Below are 14,560 nucleotides of genomic sequence, written 5' to 3' on the forward strand. Positions count from 1 at the left end.
CTCCTTAAATGAATCTCTTGATAAAGTTCAGGCGTTCCCTGATCTCATCACAGGAACGCCCGTTATCCGTTGTCTGTTCAGTTGCTGCACCGCTGTCCGGTGCCTTGATGTGACATTTCGCCGCGATCTTATCCATCAACGAATTGGTCACTGCCGCCCTAGAATAGAGCATCGATACCTCCGGTGTTTCCAGGTCTTCGCCTTCCGATGCATCCGCTCTCTGCAGTACATCATCCGCAAAGCCCAGCTCCACCGCCTTATGTGCGTCCATCCAGGTCTCCGCATCCATCAGATGTGAGATCTTCGTCCTGCTCATGCCGGTCTTAATCTCATAAGCATTCATGATGGATTCCTTCACTTCAGCCAGCATGTTGATTGCCTTTTGCATCTCCGCCGTATCGCCAAAAGCGATAGTTGCCGGATTGTGGATCATCATCATGCTCACAGGACTCATGAGCACCTTCGTCCCTGCCATCGCGATCACGCTTGCCGCCGATGCCGCAATGCCATCGATCTTCACCGTGACATCGCCCTTATAGTCCATCAGCATGTTGTAGATCTGAGCTGCCGCCACGCAGTCACCGCCCGGACTGTTGATCCAGACCGTAATGTTTCCTGTCCCGGCATTCAGTTCCTCTCTAAAAAGAGCCGGCGTGACATCATCGTCAAACCAGCTCTCTTCTGCTATGGTTCCATTCAGGAAAAGCACTCTTTCATTGACCTCTTCGCCTGAAGCCTGGTCTCTGATCTTCCTGCTTTTCCAGTTCCAAAACTTCTTCATCGGAATCTCCTTCCTCCTTTCCGTTGTTGCCTGCCGCAAATATTCCGGCATCCTCCAGCTTCGTCATATTTCCATTGATCAGGTACAGATCACCGCCCTGTTCCGCCGGGATCCTGTCCAGGTTCTCCAGCTCACGGATATCATTGGCTGACATCCAGCCGTTCTGTCTGGCTGTCGCATAGCCGTTCATCCTGCTCTGGTAATCACCTCTGAGCAGACCATCCACATTGAACTTGAAGAAGTATTTTTTCTTCTCATCCGGAGTCAGCAAGGCTCTCACCATTGCCTGCTCCCAGCGGCTTACCCAGGGATCCAACGTGTACTTCACAAATTCCAGCGACTGCTGCTCAATGTTGTTGAAACTGGACTTCTCCAAGTCACCGATCATATGAGGCGGCACACGGAAGATCCTTGCGATTTCATCGATCTGGAACTTCCTTGTCTCCAGGAACTGGGCCTGCTCCGGTGAAATGGAAATCGGCGTGTACTTCATGCCTTCTTCCAAAACAGCAATCTTATTTGCATTGCCGCTTCCTCCGAAGGTAGCCTGCCAGCTTTCTCTCACCTTGCTCGGATCTTTGATAGTCCCCGGATGCTCCAGTACACCGGAAGGAGCCGCACCGTTCGCAAAGAACTTGCTGCCATACTCTTCCGTGGCGATTGCCAGGCCGATCGCATTCTTCGCCATTGCAATCGGTGAATACCCAACCAATCCGTCAAAGCCAAGCCCCGGAATGTGCAGCACATCGTGAGGCTGAAGTCTTACGGTTCTTCCAACCTTGTTGGTTCCCTTCCTGCCGTCCACATCGTCCGAATCATAGACTGTGTATTCGTAATAGAGCCTTCCATGCTCATCACGATCCACCTTCATCCGATCCGGCATCAACGGATACAGAGCCACGACTTCACCCTTACCGTTCCGGATGATCTGACTGTAGGCGTTGCCCCACAGGAGCAAATGCGTCATCAGAGTCTCCCTGAAGATAAAGGAAGTCATCTCCGGATTCGGCTCATCATGGAGCAAAAAATAAAGCGGATGTTCCACCGCTTTCTCCTTACCGCCATCATCGGTATATCTGTAAAATTGTAATGGCAGGCTTGCCACCGCCTCCGACAGGATCCTTACGCAGCAGTACACCGCCGTCATCTGCATCGCAGACCGTTCCGTCACATACTTGCCACTTGAAGTACCTCCCAAAAAGAAGCTGTAACTGCTTCCTGCAGTCCTGTCTGTAGGCTTATCCCTGCTCCGAAATAGACCGCTCAGTATTCCCATCGCAATTCCCTCCTTCGTCAAAATACAAGTAATCCGCGCTCATCATAAACACTCCCCTGCGGCTCCGTCTGATTGCGTATGCACCGGTCAAGTGCCATGATTGCAGCCACAATGCCGTCAATCTTCTCTTTTGATTTTGCCTTCGTTACCTTGATATTCCCGGCAGGATCCGTATCGACTACCACATTGCCAGCCATCCACCTGAGAACCGGATGGCCTCCGTGAATGATCTTGCCTTCCATGAGCAGACGATAAAAATCCTTTGTCGGTCCGGACATCGAAACAAAGCCCTGGCCGAACGGAACCATCGTGAAGCCATCGCCTTCCAGGTTCTGGATCATCTGTGTGGCATTCCACCTGTCCACTGCGATCTCAACAATGTGGTACTTCTCCGCCAGGTCATTGATGAACTTCTCAATGAAGTCATAATGGATCACATTGCCCTCGGTCGATAACAGGTATCCCTGCTTCTCCCAGATGTCATAAGGAACGGATGCTGCCTTCACTCTCTGCGGTATCGTTTCTTCCGGTACCCAGAAAAACGGAAGCAGGATATACTTCTCATCTTCATCTCTCGGAGGAAACATCAGAACCAGAGCCGTGATATCTCCTGTGCTGGACAAGTCCAGACCTCCGTAACAGTCCCTGCCTTCCAGAGCTGCCAGGTCGATCTCTTCATTTCATGAATATCGAATCCGGTATCCATGCCACAGTACTTGAAACCCACATATTCAGCCTCAACCATTTGAAGGTCACTTCATCCGCCGGATTCTGCTTTGCTTCCCGGTAGGCATCCCTGAGCCTTTCGATATCGACCGTATATCCCAGGGAAGGATTGACCTTGTACCAGTTCGCTTCATCCTCCCAGTCCTCATCATCCTTCAGCCCGTAGACCACCGGATAGAAAGTCGGATCCACACGCCGGCCTTCCAGAATATCCACCGCCTTCGTATGAAGCTCATATGCAATGGAATGTCTGTCCGTACCTGCCGTGGTGATAATGAAATGCAGCGGATTCTGTCTGGCATCCGATGATCCTTTCGTCAGAACGTCATACAGCTGTCTGTTTGGCTGTGTATGGATCTCATCAAACACCAATCCGCTTACCGAAAATCCGTGCTTACCCCCGACCTCTGCACTGAGCACCTGGTAATATCCTGAATTTCCATAATTCACGATTCTCTTTGTTGCCGTCATCAGCTTCGACCGTTTCAGAAGCGCCGGCGACATCTCCACCATCTGCCTTGCCACATCGAAAACAATACTGGCCTGCTGCCGGTCAGCGGCAGCGCCATAGACTTCAGCGGATGGTTCGTTATCCGCATATAAAAGATAAAGAGCGACGGCTGCTGCCAATTCGCTCTTACCTACCTTCTTGCATATTTCCACAAAGGCTGTTCGGAACTGCCGGTACCCGTCAGGTTTGACGATCCCGAAGATGTCACGGATCAGCTGCTCCTGCCAGGGAAGCAGCCAGAACCTCTTGCCAGCCCATTTTCCTTTGGTATGGCACAGGTTCTCGATGAACTTCACAGCCCTGTCAGCCTTCGCTTTATCATAATGAGATGTCGGAAGCATGAACCTTGACGGCTTATAATTCTTCAGCTTCGGATAACCCGCAGGTCTTCTCTCAGCCATTAAGCCTCACCCCCAAGTAATGCCTCCATCTCATCCTCTTCATCCTTGCCAACACCGGATGCCGCCATGATCCTCGATCTGGCAGACGGAGTCAGTCCGAACTCGGATGCTGCCTGCATCATAAGCCTCTGCTCCGTGTTGCAGATCGCAACCCACGGATTCGGTCTTTGCATCCCATTCTCTGTTTCATAGGTGGCACCCTCGGAATTGATATGCTCCTGAGCCTCTTTCCATCTGGCATAGGACTGACAATAGGCTGCAAATGCAGACCGGTCGATCTCCGTCAGCACTCCCATCTGATTCAGCTTTTCCGATAACCGGATCCATTCCGTCTTAGCTTCCGGCAATAACCATGCAGGGCAGTCGGGCATTCCCTTACCCGGATTCGGTTCTTTTGTGTTCAGTTTTCTCTTTCCCGGATTGCCTTCCAGCTTTTTTACAGCTGTAGGCTTCGGCTTTCTTCCAGCCATAGAGCATCGCCCTCCTTCCTTCCAAATTTCACTTTCCATTTCGCGATTTTGCACGCGTGACCCCCGCGCCGTTCCCTGGGAGCCACACCTGTAGAGATTTCACCCGCCCCTACCCGCGATGGTTTCCCCAGTAGTCCCCTCTCTTCGCGTGTATGGTTGAGTGACACGACTTGCACAGCGCGATCAGGTTACTACGATCGTGCGTACCACCTTCACTCAGAGGCAGCTTGTGGTGGATCTCTTCAGTCGGCACGATAATCCCACGTTCAAAACACATCTCACAGAAGGGATGCTCCGCAGCGTACTTGTCACGGATCCTCTTCCATGCACGTCCATATCTCTTCTTCGTAGACTTATCTCTGCCGTACTTCTCATAATTACTGTTGCTCAGCTTCTCATGCTCTTCACAGAACCTCTTGTCTGTCAGCTTCGGGCATCCGGGATAAGAGCATGGATGCTTCGGTTTCCTTGGCATCGTTCCACCTTCTTTCCCATAGAAAAAGCCGCCACGGTATCTTGCTCCGCAACGGCTCTCTCATCTTTCGCTTTTGCCAGTTTAACATTATCACATAGGCTTACTGTATCGAACTTGATTTTACTGTATTGTTTCCGGAATCGTTATTTCATCCAGGGCATTCCTGTGAAGACGGAATACATTATCGATTCCGTACCCAAGCTCAATGGCGATCTCTTCCCATCGCATATAGGACAGGTACCGCAGCTCCAGTATTGTCTGAAGTTCCGCGCTCTCCACTGCTTTGATCCTGCGGATGATATCCTTCTTCAGTTCCACAAGCTTCATCATATCCTGATTGATCTCGTTCTCCAGGTCGATGATTTTTATAATGGCATCTTCCATTCTGGAGCCATCCCTGTTCGGGCTCTTCGGCATATCCGAATATGTCGCCGTTGCTTTGGTGGCCAGGTCATGAAGATCTTCGATCTGTCCCAGCTTGCTCTCGATCCGCTGGTTCAGACCGAAAGCCTGTGATAAATATTTCTTGGCTTCCTGCTGATGTCTGTTCATAAGCTACCTCCGATTGGATTTATTTTTTCTCCCTCGGATTGACTCTGATTGTCTCACTTCGTCCTGAAGCCTCTTGATCAGGTATTCACCGTCCACGCTTGTCAGCTGGCTGTACCAGCCGGAACGGAAGAACCTCTCGATTTCCAAAGCCTCATCTATTGCTTTTCGATCCTTCGGATGTGCCTTGATCTTCTTAAGCGCCACCCTGTAATCAGCGACCGCCTGCAGAATGATTGCATTCGCTAATCGCTCATACGGATCCTCTGCAAGATTCTTATTTCCTGCCATAGGCACTTACCTCCGCTTTCACGGCATCGATCAGTCTGGCCTGCGTATTGCCCTTTGCGTGAAGTGCCTTCATGATTCGCTCATCAATCGAATCGGCTGTAATAATATGCTGCACCACGACTGTCCCGGATTCCTGACCCTGCCTCCAAAGCCTGGCTACTGTCTGCTGGTAGAGCTCCAGACTCCAGATCATACCGAACCACACCAACGTATTGCCGCCGCTCTGGAGATTCAGTCCGTGACCTGCAGAAGCCGGATGTATCAGTCCTACCTCCAGTCTTCCTGCATTCCAGTCCTCAATGCTCTGATCCGAATCCAGCTTTCCGTACTTCACACCCAGGGCTTCCAGCCTGTCGATGATCCTTGTCAGATCGTGCTTGTACCAATACGCCACCAGAATGCTCTTGCCGTTTGCCGCTTCGATGATATCCTCCAAAGCATCCAGCTTCTTATCGTGAATGAACTCGATACCGCCGGCATCGGAATAGACAGCACCATTCGCCATTTGTGTCAGCTTCCCGGAAAGCGTCGCTGCATTGGCAGCTGTAACTTCACCGCCCGGAAGATTGATCACCAGGTCGCTGGCCATCGCCTCATACTTCTCACGCTCATCCGCATCCAGATATACCGGATATTCAGAGTTGATCAGTTCCGGCATCTGCAGGTGGTCGGTTCCCTTCATGGAAATCGTGATATCGGAGATCCTGTCATAAATCCTCTTATCGGCACCCTTCCGGAGCCGGTAGTTGTAAACGATCGGACCGTTTGTCTGATCCGGCACGAAATACTCGACTCTGTACTGGCTGATAAACCTTCCAAGTCTCTCTCCCATATCCAGAACCTTGTATTCTGCAAAGAGATCCATCAAACCATTGCTGGAAGGAGTGCCGGTCAATCCCACAATCCATTTCACTCTCGGCCTTACCTTCATCAGTGCCTTGAACCTCTTCGTCTGCCAGTTCTTGAAGGATGACAGCTCATCGATCACCACCATATCGTAGTCAAACGGCAGCCCGCTCTTCTCGATCAGCCAGGGAACATTCTCCCTGTTGATAATGTAAATGTCCGCATCCGCCTGAAGCGCCTTCATCCTCTCTGCCGCCGTACCAACCGCTATGGAATATCGAAGCCCACGCAGCTGATCCCATTTCTGTATTTCCGCTGACCAGGTATGCTTCGCCACTCGAAGCGGCGCGATGATCAGAACCTTCGTCACATCAAAGCTGTCAAACATCAGATCGTTCAGTGCAGCCAACACGATACTGGTCTTGCCCATACCCATATCCAGCAGGATTGCCGCTATGGGATGCTCCTTTATAAAATTGATCGCATATATCTGATAATCATGTGGATTGTATTTCATCCAGTATTCCTCCAATCTGCTCCGGATCATCAAGTACATAAACCCGGAAACCTAATCTCATCAGAAGCCGGTGCCGTGAAACCTGCAGCGGTCTCGGACGTTCACCCGGAGCCTTGACCTCCACCAGTCCAAAATGTCTTCCCGGAAGAAGCACGATCCGATCAGGCATTCCGTCAAATCCCGGCGACACCCACTTCGGGCAGATGCCGCCTCTGGACTTGACCGCCAGCACCAGCTTTTTCTCAACTTCTTTCTCTCGCATACTCAGCCCACGCTTCATCAAATGCGTCCATGCATCCGCTGCAGGCGTGACAGTCTTCCAGGTACTGACGGATTTTCTTCTTTCCTCCGTCACGTGGAAATTCGCTGTCTTCTTTCATGTCTCTCGCAAGGTCGCCCACCGGTGCCATTGTGTTTATGTGCTTCTTTAATATCCATCTGTAAAAGCTCATCGCTATACCTCCATCAAATGATGGTGCAGGGTGTGCATGACGCCGCATAACCCTCTCTACAGGAATTTTTTCAAGATTTTCCCTGTACGCGTATTAATGTAAACATCCTGCATACCCTGCACCTTTTAGCTTCAGTGCAGGACAAAAACAGAGATAATCCCCGTTTTCGTCCTGCACCGGTTCACATCAATCCGCAAAGTCCGTGTCTTTAAGCTGCAATCCCTGCACCCACATACCGGACTTTTTCTTTTTGCGCATAAAACCGCGCTTCTCGATCTCAGCAATGAAGTCAGCATTGTTACGTGCATACTCACCGGTACGCAGACAATATGCCCTGTACTCCTGATAGAGGTCTCCGGACTTCTGTTCCAGGTCGTCACCGGTCACACAGCAGTCCTCCAGGAAATGCGTCAGCCAGTCGTTCATTCCGCGGTACTCTGCAATAGCGTTTGCCACCACCTTCGGCGGATCGATCTTGAACTCGCGCTCGATCACCTTCCTGGCTCCTTCGATAATCCAGCTCATAACCGCCGGTCCCGCATTGTTGTACAGGTAATCCGCGTAGTTCTTAATGTCAGAAGATCCTTCGATCTTTGCGTGAAACGGAATCACAATCAGTCTTCTCCAGGTACCGTCGTCCGATGCACTGACCTTCGGCAGATGATTGGTATAAAGCACCGCCGTATGTGACGGAGTGAAATCAAAAGGATCCTTGAATTTCTTCTCACCTCTGATCTGGTCCGTAGAACACAGCTGCTTCAGGATCGAAGTCGAAAGCCTTGTTCCCTCTTCCAGCTCCGCCGCAATAATGAGGCGTTTCCCCTTCAGCTCCGCAATCTCAGGCTTTACATTCCTTCTGCAGTTCGCAGTAAGGGAATCTGCCGACATCGCGCCAGAGTAAGTTCCCAGGACTCTGGATATCGTATTTCAGAACGTAGACTTACCATTCCGGCCTTCACCATAGGCAATGATGAGAGCTTCCACATAAACCTTCCCGACCGCTGCCATGCCGACCGTCATCTGCACATATTCGATCAGTTCCTGATCTCCGCAGAAGAACAGCTGCAGCGCATCCTCCCAGAGCTGCTTACCATCTTCGCCCGGAGTGCAATTCGTAATCTTTGTCAGAAGATCCGTTGCTTTGTGCGGCATCATGCCGTTCACGCCTTTTACAAGGTCACAGGTGCCGCCGGGCGTGTTCAGGTAATTCTCCTGAGCATCGAACAGATTGATGTCCGTTGCCACCATCGGTTTCGCTGTGTTCTGAGTATCTGCGATGTGCTTATAATTCCGATACTTCATCACAAATCCGTAATATGCTCTTGCAGCCTGCAGTTCTCCAAAGGCTTCCGCATTCTGCGGTGTGATCAGTTTTTCTAACGCCCTGCCGCCCTTCCGGACCGTAATCTCATCCAATGACGGATCCACTGCCAGCATATGAGCAACCGCTGTTTCAAACTGATCCCTCGACTCCACCAGCTGCATATCCAGAAACTCTTCAACCGCTCCCACAGCTTTCTGCCGATTCTCTCTCCAGCACATGCCGTCATAGCTTAAGAACTGAGTGGCATCCGTATATAGAAGCTCATCGCGGTATTCCTTGATCAAGGCCTTTGCCTCTCCCATATCGGAGAAGTCTTCCGGCTTCAGGGAATCGAATTCCGAATTATACTCATCCGGCTCTACATATCCAGGCTGCGTACAGACTGTGTTCTTATAGAACTTCACCGCACTGTTCCAGATCGTGTTCAGCTCATCCTCCGGAAGCGGCGGATCACATCTTCTCGCATGAAGCTCAAACGCTTCCCTTGCCCTGTCCGTCACGCCGTACTTCTTCAGAACTCTCCCGGCGAAGCGACTCATCGTATTGTTCCGGTTGCCTTCCAGGATCGGTCCGGTGCTGCTGCCGGCATTTTCGTTTTTCGACTCTTCATAGTCCGGCTCGACTTCTTCATCAATAGTCATCCATCCCTCATGCCAGACCACCTCACCGGCATCCGCTCCGAAGATGAACCTTGCAGCATCCAACGCATTTCCATCGAAGAAGTCAAAGCGTTTCTTGATCCCTCTCTTAAGCGCTGCATACCAGCCTGCATCCGCCGTCTCCGTGATCTGGAAATACACATGGAACTTCGGTCTTGCCGCCTTTCCGTCCTTCACCTTCATGTGGTTCCGGCTGAAGGCAATTACATAGGAAATGTCAGGAAGCAGCTCATCCAGCTTTTCCGGCGTGATCCACTCTGCCGGATCCTCGGTATGGTCATTGTCGATATCCATCACCACCACATCCGATCTGGTGAAGTTTCCGATGCTTCGATAGTTCCCTTTGTACTCTGCGCAGACATGATCGAACCGGACTGCTTCCTGCATTTCCTCCGGCGTGGTCACCACCCTCCGGTTCGGATAGCTGCAGTTCGCGGCCTGCCCGGTACAGTCTGCTGTAAACATGGTTATCTGCATACTTCAAACCTCTTTTCTTAAAAAGTAAGGGCATAGAGTCCTCCTAACTTCCTAAGCGCCCTGCAACTCAGATTTTCCGGTCAGCCCGCAAATTTCTTTCACCAAAAATAAGCCGGCAGCGAATCGCTTCCTTTTTATAGCGACACGCCACCGGCAACCTTTTTCAAAAATTATTCCCTCCGACCGGAAAAACCATTCCTAAACCCGCTTAGGAAGATAGAAAGGCCAAGAGCCAATCGGAAAGAGAGGTGCTGCAGATGCAGAAAGAATCTACTGTGAACAGCCAGCCGGATGAGGCTATCGATGAAGAGCTGATCGACACACTGATCGCCATCAGCGTTGTAGCGAAACGACTGGCTGCCAACCTGAGAAAACAGAATCACGAAAACGGAGGTAAATGCGATGAGCAAAATGAGTGAACTCTCCGCCATGATCGACAACTTGATCAGCTGCGGAGAAACATTGGCTGAGACCGGCAGAGCTTTGAAGGAATTCTATTCCGGAACCGAAGAAGCAGCTCCGGCAAAGCCTGAGAAGAAGACAAAGAAACAGGATCCCGCTCCTGCGGAAGCACCTGTCGAAAAGCAGTATTCCAAGGAAGAAGTCAGAGGGATCCTCGCAAAGAAAGCAAAAGAAGCAGAAGGCCGCTTCAAAGCAGATGTCAAAGCGATCGTTCAGAAGTATGGCAACGGAGGCAGCCTTACCAATGTGGATCCGAAGGACTACGCGGCACTTGTCAAAGAGGTGGAAGGATTAACCGATGCCTAAGCACGCATATCTTTCCGCCTCCGCAAGCCACAGATGGCTCGCCTGCCCGCCCAGTGCAAAGCTGTGTGCCGGCATCAATGACAGCGGCAGTCCTTACGCCCAGCAGGGAACTGATGCACACGCCCTCTGCGAATACAAGGTGGAGAAGCTTCTGGGAAGGAATCCTGAGGATCCGACAGAGAACCTGACCTGGTTCGATACGGAGATGGACGACTGCACCGATCAGTATGCAGCCTACGTCGCAGAGCAGATTGAAGAAGCAAAGACACACTGCTCCGACCCGCTGATCCTGATCGAAGAAAAGCTAGATTTCTCCAAGTGGGTACCGGAAGGCTTCGGAACCGGCGACTGCGTGATCATCGCGGATGATGTGCTGCATATCATTGACTTCAAATACGGTCTCGGTGTCCTGGTGGATGCCGAAGAGAATCCGCAGATGATGTGTTATGCCTTAGGCGCTCTGGATACCTATGAATATCTCTACAGCATCCAGACCATCCGCATGACAATCTTCCAACCTCGCCGGGACAACATCAGTACCTATGAGATCAGCAGAGACAATCTGATGAAATGGGCTGATGAAATCTTAAAACCCACCGCAGCTCTGGCCTACAACGGCGAAGGCGAATTCAACGCCGGAGACCACTGCCAGTTCTGCAAAGCAAAAGCAACCTGCCGTAAGCGTGCCGAACACAACCTGGAGCTCGCGCAGTATGACTTCGAGATGCCGCCCAACCTGGATGAAGCAGAAATCGCTGCCATCCTTCCCCGGATCGATGATCTGGTCGCCTGGGCAAACGACATCAAAGAATATGCACTCCAGCAGGCACTCAGCGGCGTTGAGTATCCCGGCTTCAAAGTCGTGGAAGGCAAATCGAACCGTAAATACTCCGATGAGAATGCAGTCGCATCCACGGTAGAAGCTGCAGGCTTCGATCCATATGAAAAGAAGCTTCTGGGAATCACAGCAATGACTTCTCTTCTCGGTAAGAAGAAGTTCAACGAACTCCTGTCCGGCTTCATCACAAAGCCGCAGGGCAAACCGACACTTGTGCCGGAGTCAGACAAACGACCGGCACTGAACACAGCCAAAGATGATTTTAGTGAAGAATAAGGAGGAAAAAATCATGGCAAACAAGGTAACAATTCCGACAAAGGTAATCACAGGCGTAAACACCAGATGGAGCTATGCGAATGTCTGGGATCCGAAGAGCATCAACGGCGGTGCTCCGAAGTACAGCGTGTCGCTCATCATTCCGAAGTCCGATACCGCGACGGTCGCAAAGATCAAGGCAGCCATTCAGGCAGCCTATGAAGAAGGTCAGAGCAAGCTGAAGGGCAACGGCAAGTCCGTTCCTGCCCTCTCCGCTATCAAGACACCTCTCCGTGACGGTGATCTGGAGAGACCGGATGATGAGGCTTACAAGAACGCCTACTTCATCAACGCCAACAGCGCAACGGCTCCCGGCATCGTGGATGCGGACAGACAGCCGATCCTGGAACGTTCCGAAGTCTACTCCGGCGTGTACGGCAGAGCCAGCATCAACCTGTACGCCTTCAACAGCAACGGCAACAAGGGTATCGCCTGCGGTCTGAACAACCTTCAGAAGATCCGCGACGGTGAACCTCTCGGCGGCAAGTCCAGAGCTGAGGATGACTTTGCAACGGCAGACGATGAGGATGATTTCCTCGACTAACCTGACAACCAATGCAGGTGGCGGCAATACCGCCGCTGCCTGCGACTATCTACAGAAAGAATGAGGTAATAATCATGGAATTTGCAAACAGTGTAGTAACTCTTATCGGTAACATCTTCAGCTGCGGCCTTATCCTGGCTTTCCTGATCGGCGTTATCTACGGCATCCGCTTTATGCTTCAGATCAAGCAGCAGGACAAGGAAGAATATGAACGCAAGAAGGCAAAGGATGAGCTGGAACGCAAGGAAACAGAGCTCAGATACCAGAAGATGTTGGAAGATAGAAGTTAAACAGACGGGAGGCGGCAGGCATGTTCTGCCGCTTCTCTTTTCATAGAAAGGACAATGATGATGAAAGAAATGTCAATCGACTTAGAGACTTACAGCGACGTGAATATCACCAAATGCGGTGCTTACAAGTACGCTGAGTCTGAAGGATTTGAGATACTGCTCTTCGGAGTCTCTGTGGATGGTGGCCCCGTCACGGTATACGACCTTGCCTGCGGCGACACCATTCCGGAATGGATCCTTGCAGCATTATCTGATGAAAATGTAACCAAGTGGGCTTTCAACGCTTCCTTTGAGCGCATCTGTCTCTCCAACTGGCTGAGGAAGCATCACCCGGAATACTTCACCGGCTACAGTATCCCGGAGGATCCTGCCGGTCAGTATCTGGATCCGGCATCCTGGAAATGCACCATGATCTGGTCAGCCTATATGGGACTTCCGCTCTCACTGGAAGGTGTCGGAGCCGTCCTGAAGCTGCAGGATCAGAAGCTGAAGGAAGGCAAAGACCTGATCCGCTACTTCTGCAGTCCCTGCAAACCGACCAAAAGCAATGGCGGACGTACCCGGAACCTTCCGGAACATGATCCGGAGAAGTGGTCACTCTTCAAATCCTACAATAAGCGTGATGTGGAAGTGGAAATGGCGATACAGAAGCGCCTGTCGAAATACCCTGTCCCGGACTTTATCTGGGACGAGTATCATCTCGATCAGGAAATCAATGACAGAGGTATCGCCCTGGATATGGATGTAGTGGAGAACGCCATCACCTTTGATGAACGGTCCAAAGCTGCCCTCTCCGAAACCATGCAGGACATCACCGGCGTAGAGAATCCGAACAGTGTGGTTCAGATGAAGGCCTGGCTCTCTGAGAACGGCGTGGAAGCCGAATCCCTCGGAAAGAAGGATGTGGCAAAGCTGATTGACGATACCGACGGTCAAGTGGAAGAAGCCCTCAGGCTCCGCCTGCAGCTGGCAAAATCCTCCGTAAAAAAATACCTGGCCATGCAGAACGCTGTCTGCAAAGACGGCAGAGCTCACGGTATGTTCCAGTTCTACGGAGCCAACCGCTCCGGCAGGTGGGCAGGCAGACTGATCCAGTTACAGAACCTTCCGCAAAACCACATGCCGGATCTTGCAGAGGCCAGAGCCATTGTGAAAGCCGGCGATTACGATACCCTGCAGTTGCTCTATGACGATATCCCGGATACACTGTCACAGCTGATCCGGACAGCCTTCGTTCCCCGTCCCGGATACAAATTCATTGTCAGTGACTTCTCCGCCATCGAAGCCAGAGTGCTGGCCTACCTTGCCGGTGAGACCTGGCGTTCCAAGGTATTCGCAGAAGGCAAAGATATCTACTGTGCCTCTGCCAGCCAGATGTTCGGCGTACCGGTAGAAAAGCACGGTATCAACGGTCATCTCCGTCAGAAGGGAAAAATCGCAGAATTGGCTCTCGGATATGGCGGCAGTGTCGGAGCACTGAAATCAATGGGAGCCTTGGAAATGGGACTGACCGAAGAAGAACTGCAGCCGCTGGTCAACTCCTGGCGGAACTCCAACCCGATGATCACCGCATTCTGGTGGGACATCGACCGCGCCGTCAAAACCACAATCACACAGCGCATCCAGACCGAAGTGCGCGGGATCCGCTTCTTTTATAAAAGCGGCATGCTGTTCATCAAGCTTCCCTCAGGCCGACTGCTCTCCTACGTGAAACCCCGTATCGGAGAAAACCAGTATGGCGGCGAATCCGTCACCTATGAAGGAGTTGGATCCACAAAGAAGTGGGAACGTATCGAATCCTACGGTCCGAAGTTCGTGGAGAACATCGTCCAGGCTGTCAGCCGCGACATCCTCTGCTACGCCATGAAGATGCTCCGGCACTGCTTTATCGTCGGTCATGTTCATGATGAGCTGATTATCGAATGCAGCCCTGACGTTGACCTGAATGTGATCTGCAAGCAGATGGGCAGATCGCCGAACTGGATGCCGGACATCCTGCTCCGTGCCGACGGCTACGAAACCAATTTTTATAAAAAAGACTGACACAAAA

General features: G+C 51.5%; 17 protein-coding genes and 1 pseudogene. 6 read left to right on the plus strand and 12 right to left on the minus strand.

Going from position 1 to position 14,560, the window contains the following annotated elements:
• Positions 1-4: 4 nt before the first annotated feature.
• The 12 genes and pseudogenes from ACTQ3K_RS07035 to ACTQ3K_RS07090 all read right to left on the minus strand — a co-directional run bounded on the left by ACTQ3K_RS07035 (position 5) and on the right by ACTQ3K_RS07090 (position 9,755).
• Positions 5-781: a head maturation protease, ClpP-related gene (locus ACTQ3K_RS07035; protein WP_441566543.1), complete on the minus strand. Its 777-nt coding sequence runs from the start codon at positions 779-781 to the stop codon at positions 5-7.
• Positions 714-2,057: a phage portal protein gene (locus ACTQ3K_RS07040; RefSeq protein WP_441566545.1), complete on the minus strand. Its 1,344-nt coding sequence runs from the start codon at positions 2,055-2,057 to the stop codon at positions 714-716. The genes ACTQ3K_RS07035 and ACTQ3K_RS07040 overlap by 68 nt, the downstream gene beginning before the upstream one ends.
• Before the next feature lie 17 nt (positions 2,058-2,074).
• A pseudogene (locus ACTQ3K_RS07045) lies at positions 2,075-3,695 on the minus strand (terminase large subunit).
• Positions 3,695-4,165 (minus strand): phage terminase small subunit P27 family, encoded by a 471-nt coding sequence (locus ACTQ3K_RS07050; RefSeq protein WP_099386422.1) that lies wholly within the window; start codon positions 4,163-4,165, stop codon positions 3,695-3,697. The pseudogene ACTQ3K_RS07045 and the gene ACTQ3K_RS07050 overlap by 1 nt, the downstream one beginning before the upstream one ends.
• A gap of 109 nt (positions 4,166-4,274) precedes the next feature.
• Complete coding sequence (locus ACTQ3K_RS07055; RefSeq protein ID WP_441566547.1) at positions 4,275-4,640, minus strand: HNH endonuclease; 366 nt, start codon at positions 4,638-4,640, stop codon at positions 4,275-4,277.
• A 120-nt stretch (positions 4,641-4,760) separates the two neighbouring features.
• Positions 4,761-5,192: a DUF1492 domain-containing protein gene (locus tag ACTQ3K_RS07060; protein ID WP_441566549.1), complete on the minus strand. Its 432-nt coding sequence runs from the start codon at positions 5,190-5,192 to the stop codon at positions 4,761-4,763.
• 3 nt (positions 5,193-5,195) lie between these two features.
• Positions 5,196-5,480, minus strand: coding sequence for a hypothetical protein (locus tag ACTQ3K_RS07065; protein WP_441566551.1), 285 nt, complete (start codon positions 5,478-5,480; stop codon positions 5,196-5,198).
• Positions 5,467-6,843, minus strand: a complete 1,377-nt coding sequence (locus tag ACTQ3K_RS07070; protein WP_441566553.1) for an SNF2-related protein — start codon at positions 6,841-6,843, stop codon at positions 5,467-5,469. Before ACTQ3K_RS07070 ends, ACTQ3K_RS07065 begins: the two co-directional genes overlap by 14 nt.
• Entirely contained in the window at positions 6,824-7,105 is a 282-nt protein-coding gene (locus ACTQ3K_RS07075; RefSeq protein ID WP_099386417.1) for a VRR-NUC domain-containing protein, read from the minus strand. The genes ACTQ3K_RS07070 and ACTQ3K_RS07075 overlap by 20 nt, the downstream gene beginning before the upstream one ends.
• Entirely contained in the window at positions 7,086-7,295 is a 210-nt protein-coding gene (locus ACTQ3K_RS07080; protein ID WP_441566555.1) for a sterile alpha motif-like domain-containing protein, read from the minus strand. Before ACTQ3K_RS07080 ends, ACTQ3K_RS07075 begins: the two co-directional genes overlap by 20 nt.
• A gap of 186 nt (positions 7,296-7,481) precedes the next feature.
• Positions 7,482-8,216 carry a DNA primase family protein gene (locus ACTQ3K_RS07085; RefSeq protein ID WP_441566678.1) on the minus strand — a complete coding sequence of 245 codons (735 nt, stop codon included), beginning with the start codon at positions 8,214-8,216 and terminating at the stop codon, positions 7,482-7,484.
• 6 nt (positions 8,217-8,222) lie between these two features.
• Complete coding sequence (locus ACTQ3K_RS07090) at positions 8,223-9,755, minus strand: primase C-terminal domain-containing protein (protein ID WP_441566557.1); 1,533 nt, start codon at positions 9,753-9,755, stop codon at positions 8,223-8,225.
• Positions 9,756-10,012: 257 nt separating this feature from the next.
• Between ACTQ3K_RS07090 and ACTQ3K_RS07095 the strand changes: the two genes are divergently transcribed.
• From ACTQ3K_RS07095 to ACTQ3K_RS07120, 6 genes are all read left to right on the plus strand, one after another.
• Positions 10,013-10,174, plus strand: coding sequence for a hypothetical protein (locus ACTQ3K_RS07095; protein ID WP_441566559.1), 162 nt, complete (start codon positions 10,013-10,015; stop codon positions 10,172-10,174).
• Positions 10,158-10,523: a hypothetical protein gene (locus ACTQ3K_RS07100; RefSeq protein ID WP_441566561.1), complete on the plus strand. Its 366-nt coding sequence runs from the start codon at positions 10,158-10,160 to the stop codon at positions 10,521-10,523. Before ACTQ3K_RS07095 ends, ACTQ3K_RS07100 begins: the two co-directional genes overlap by 17 nt.
• Positions 10,516-11,637, plus strand: a complete 1,122-nt coding sequence (locus ACTQ3K_RS07105; protein WP_441566562.1) for a DUF2800 domain-containing protein — start codon at positions 10,516-10,518, stop codon at positions 11,635-11,637. Before ACTQ3K_RS07100 ends, ACTQ3K_RS07105 begins: the two co-directional genes overlap by 8 nt.
• 13 nt (positions 11,638-11,650) lie before the next feature.
• Complete coding sequence (locus ACTQ3K_RS07110; RefSeq protein ID WP_177965081.1) at positions 11,651-12,220, plus strand: DUF2815 family protein; 570 nt, start codon at positions 11,651-11,653, stop codon at positions 12,218-12,220.
• A 74-nt stretch (positions 12,221-12,294) separates the two neighbouring features.
• Positions 12,295-12,510: a hypothetical protein gene (locus ACTQ3K_RS07115; protein ID WP_441566564.1), complete on the plus strand. Its 216-nt coding sequence runs from the start codon at positions 12,295-12,297 to the stop codon at positions 12,508-12,510.
• A gap of 60 nt (positions 12,511-12,570) precedes the next feature.
• On the plus strand, positions 12,571-14,553 hold the full coding sequence (locus ACTQ3K_RS07120; protein ID WP_441566680.1) for a DNA polymerase: 1,983 nt from the start codon (positions 12,571-12,573) through the stop codon (positions 14,551-14,553).
• Positions 14,554-14,560: the final 7 nt, after the last annotated feature.

Origin of the sequence: Candidatus Paralachnospira sp. LCP21S3_A2, from assembly GCF_052118925.1 — a bacterium.
GTDB lineage: Bacteria > Bacillota > Clostridia > Lachnospirales > Lachnospiraceae > Lientehia.

What these genes read in the sequence shown, in the direction of transcription:
- ACTQ3K_RS07035 (WP_441566543.1), bottom strand. Translation starts at nt 781, where the DNA reads ATGAAGAAGTTTTGGAACTGGAAAAGCAGGAAGATCAGAGACCAGGCT.
- ACTQ3K_RS07040 (WP_441566545.1), bottom strand. Translation starts at nt 2,057, where the DNA reads ATGGGAATACTGAGCGGTCTATTTCGGAGCAGGGATAAGCCTACAGAC.
- ACTQ3K_RS07050 (WP_099386422.1), bottom strand. Translation starts at nt 4,165, where the DNA reads ATGGCTGGAAGAAAGCCGAAGCCTACAGCTGTAAAAAAGCTGGAAGGC.
- ACTQ3K_RS07055 (WP_441566547.1), bottom strand. Translation starts at nt 4,640, where the DNA reads ATGCCAAGGAAACCGAAGCATCCATGCTCTTATCCCGGATGCCCGAAG.
- ACTQ3K_RS07060 (WP_441566549.1), bottom strand. Translation starts at nt 5,192, where the DNA reads ATGAACAGACATCAGCAGGAAGCCAAGAAATATTTATCACAGGCTTTC.
- ACTQ3K_RS07065 (WP_441566551.1), bottom strand. Translation starts at nt 5,480, where the DNA reads ATGGCAGGAAATAAGAATCTTGCAGAGGATCCGTATGAGCGATTAGCG.
- ACTQ3K_RS07070 (WP_441566553.1), bottom strand. Translation starts at nt 6,843, where the DNA reads ATGAAATACAATCCACATGATTATCAGATATATGCGATCAATTTTATA.
- ACTQ3K_RS07075 (WP_099386417.1), bottom strand. Translation starts at nt 7,105, where the DNA reads ATGCGAGAGAAAGAAGTTGAGAAAAAGCTGGTGCTGGCGGTCAAGTCC.
- ACTQ3K_RS07080 (WP_441566555.1), bottom strand. Translation starts at nt 7,295, where the DNA reads ATGAGCTTTTACAGATGGATATTAAAGAAGCACATAAACACAATGGCA.
- ACTQ3K_RS07090 (WP_441566557.1), bottom strand. Translation starts at nt 9,755, where the DNA reads ATGCAGATAACCATGTTTACAGCAGACTGTACCGGGCAGGCCGCGAAC.
- ACTQ3K_RS07095 (WP_441566559.1), top strand. Translation starts at nt 10,013, where the DNA reads ATGCAGAAAGAATCTACTGTGAACAGCCAGCCGGATGAGGCTATCGAT.
- ACTQ3K_RS07100 (WP_441566561.1), top strand. Translation starts at nt 10,158, where the DNA reads ATGAGCAAAATGAGTGAACTCTCCGCCATGATCGACAACTTGATCAGC.
- ACTQ3K_RS07105 (WP_441566562.1), top strand. Translation starts at nt 10,516, where the DNA reads ATGCCTAAGCACGCATATCTTTCCGCCTCCGCAAGCCACAGATGGCTC.
- ACTQ3K_RS07110 (WP_177965081.1), top strand. Translation starts at nt 11,651, where the DNA reads ATGGCAAACAAGGTAACAATTCCGACAAAGGTAATCACAGGCGTAAAC.
- ACTQ3K_RS07115 (WP_441566564.1), top strand. Translation starts at nt 12,295, where the DNA reads ATGGAATTTGCAAACAGTGTAGTAACTCTTATCGGTAACATCTTCAGC.
- ACTQ3K_RS07120 (WP_441566680.1), top strand. Translation starts at nt 12,571, where the DNA reads ATGAAAGAAATGTCAATCGACTTAGAGACTTACAGCGACGTGAATATC.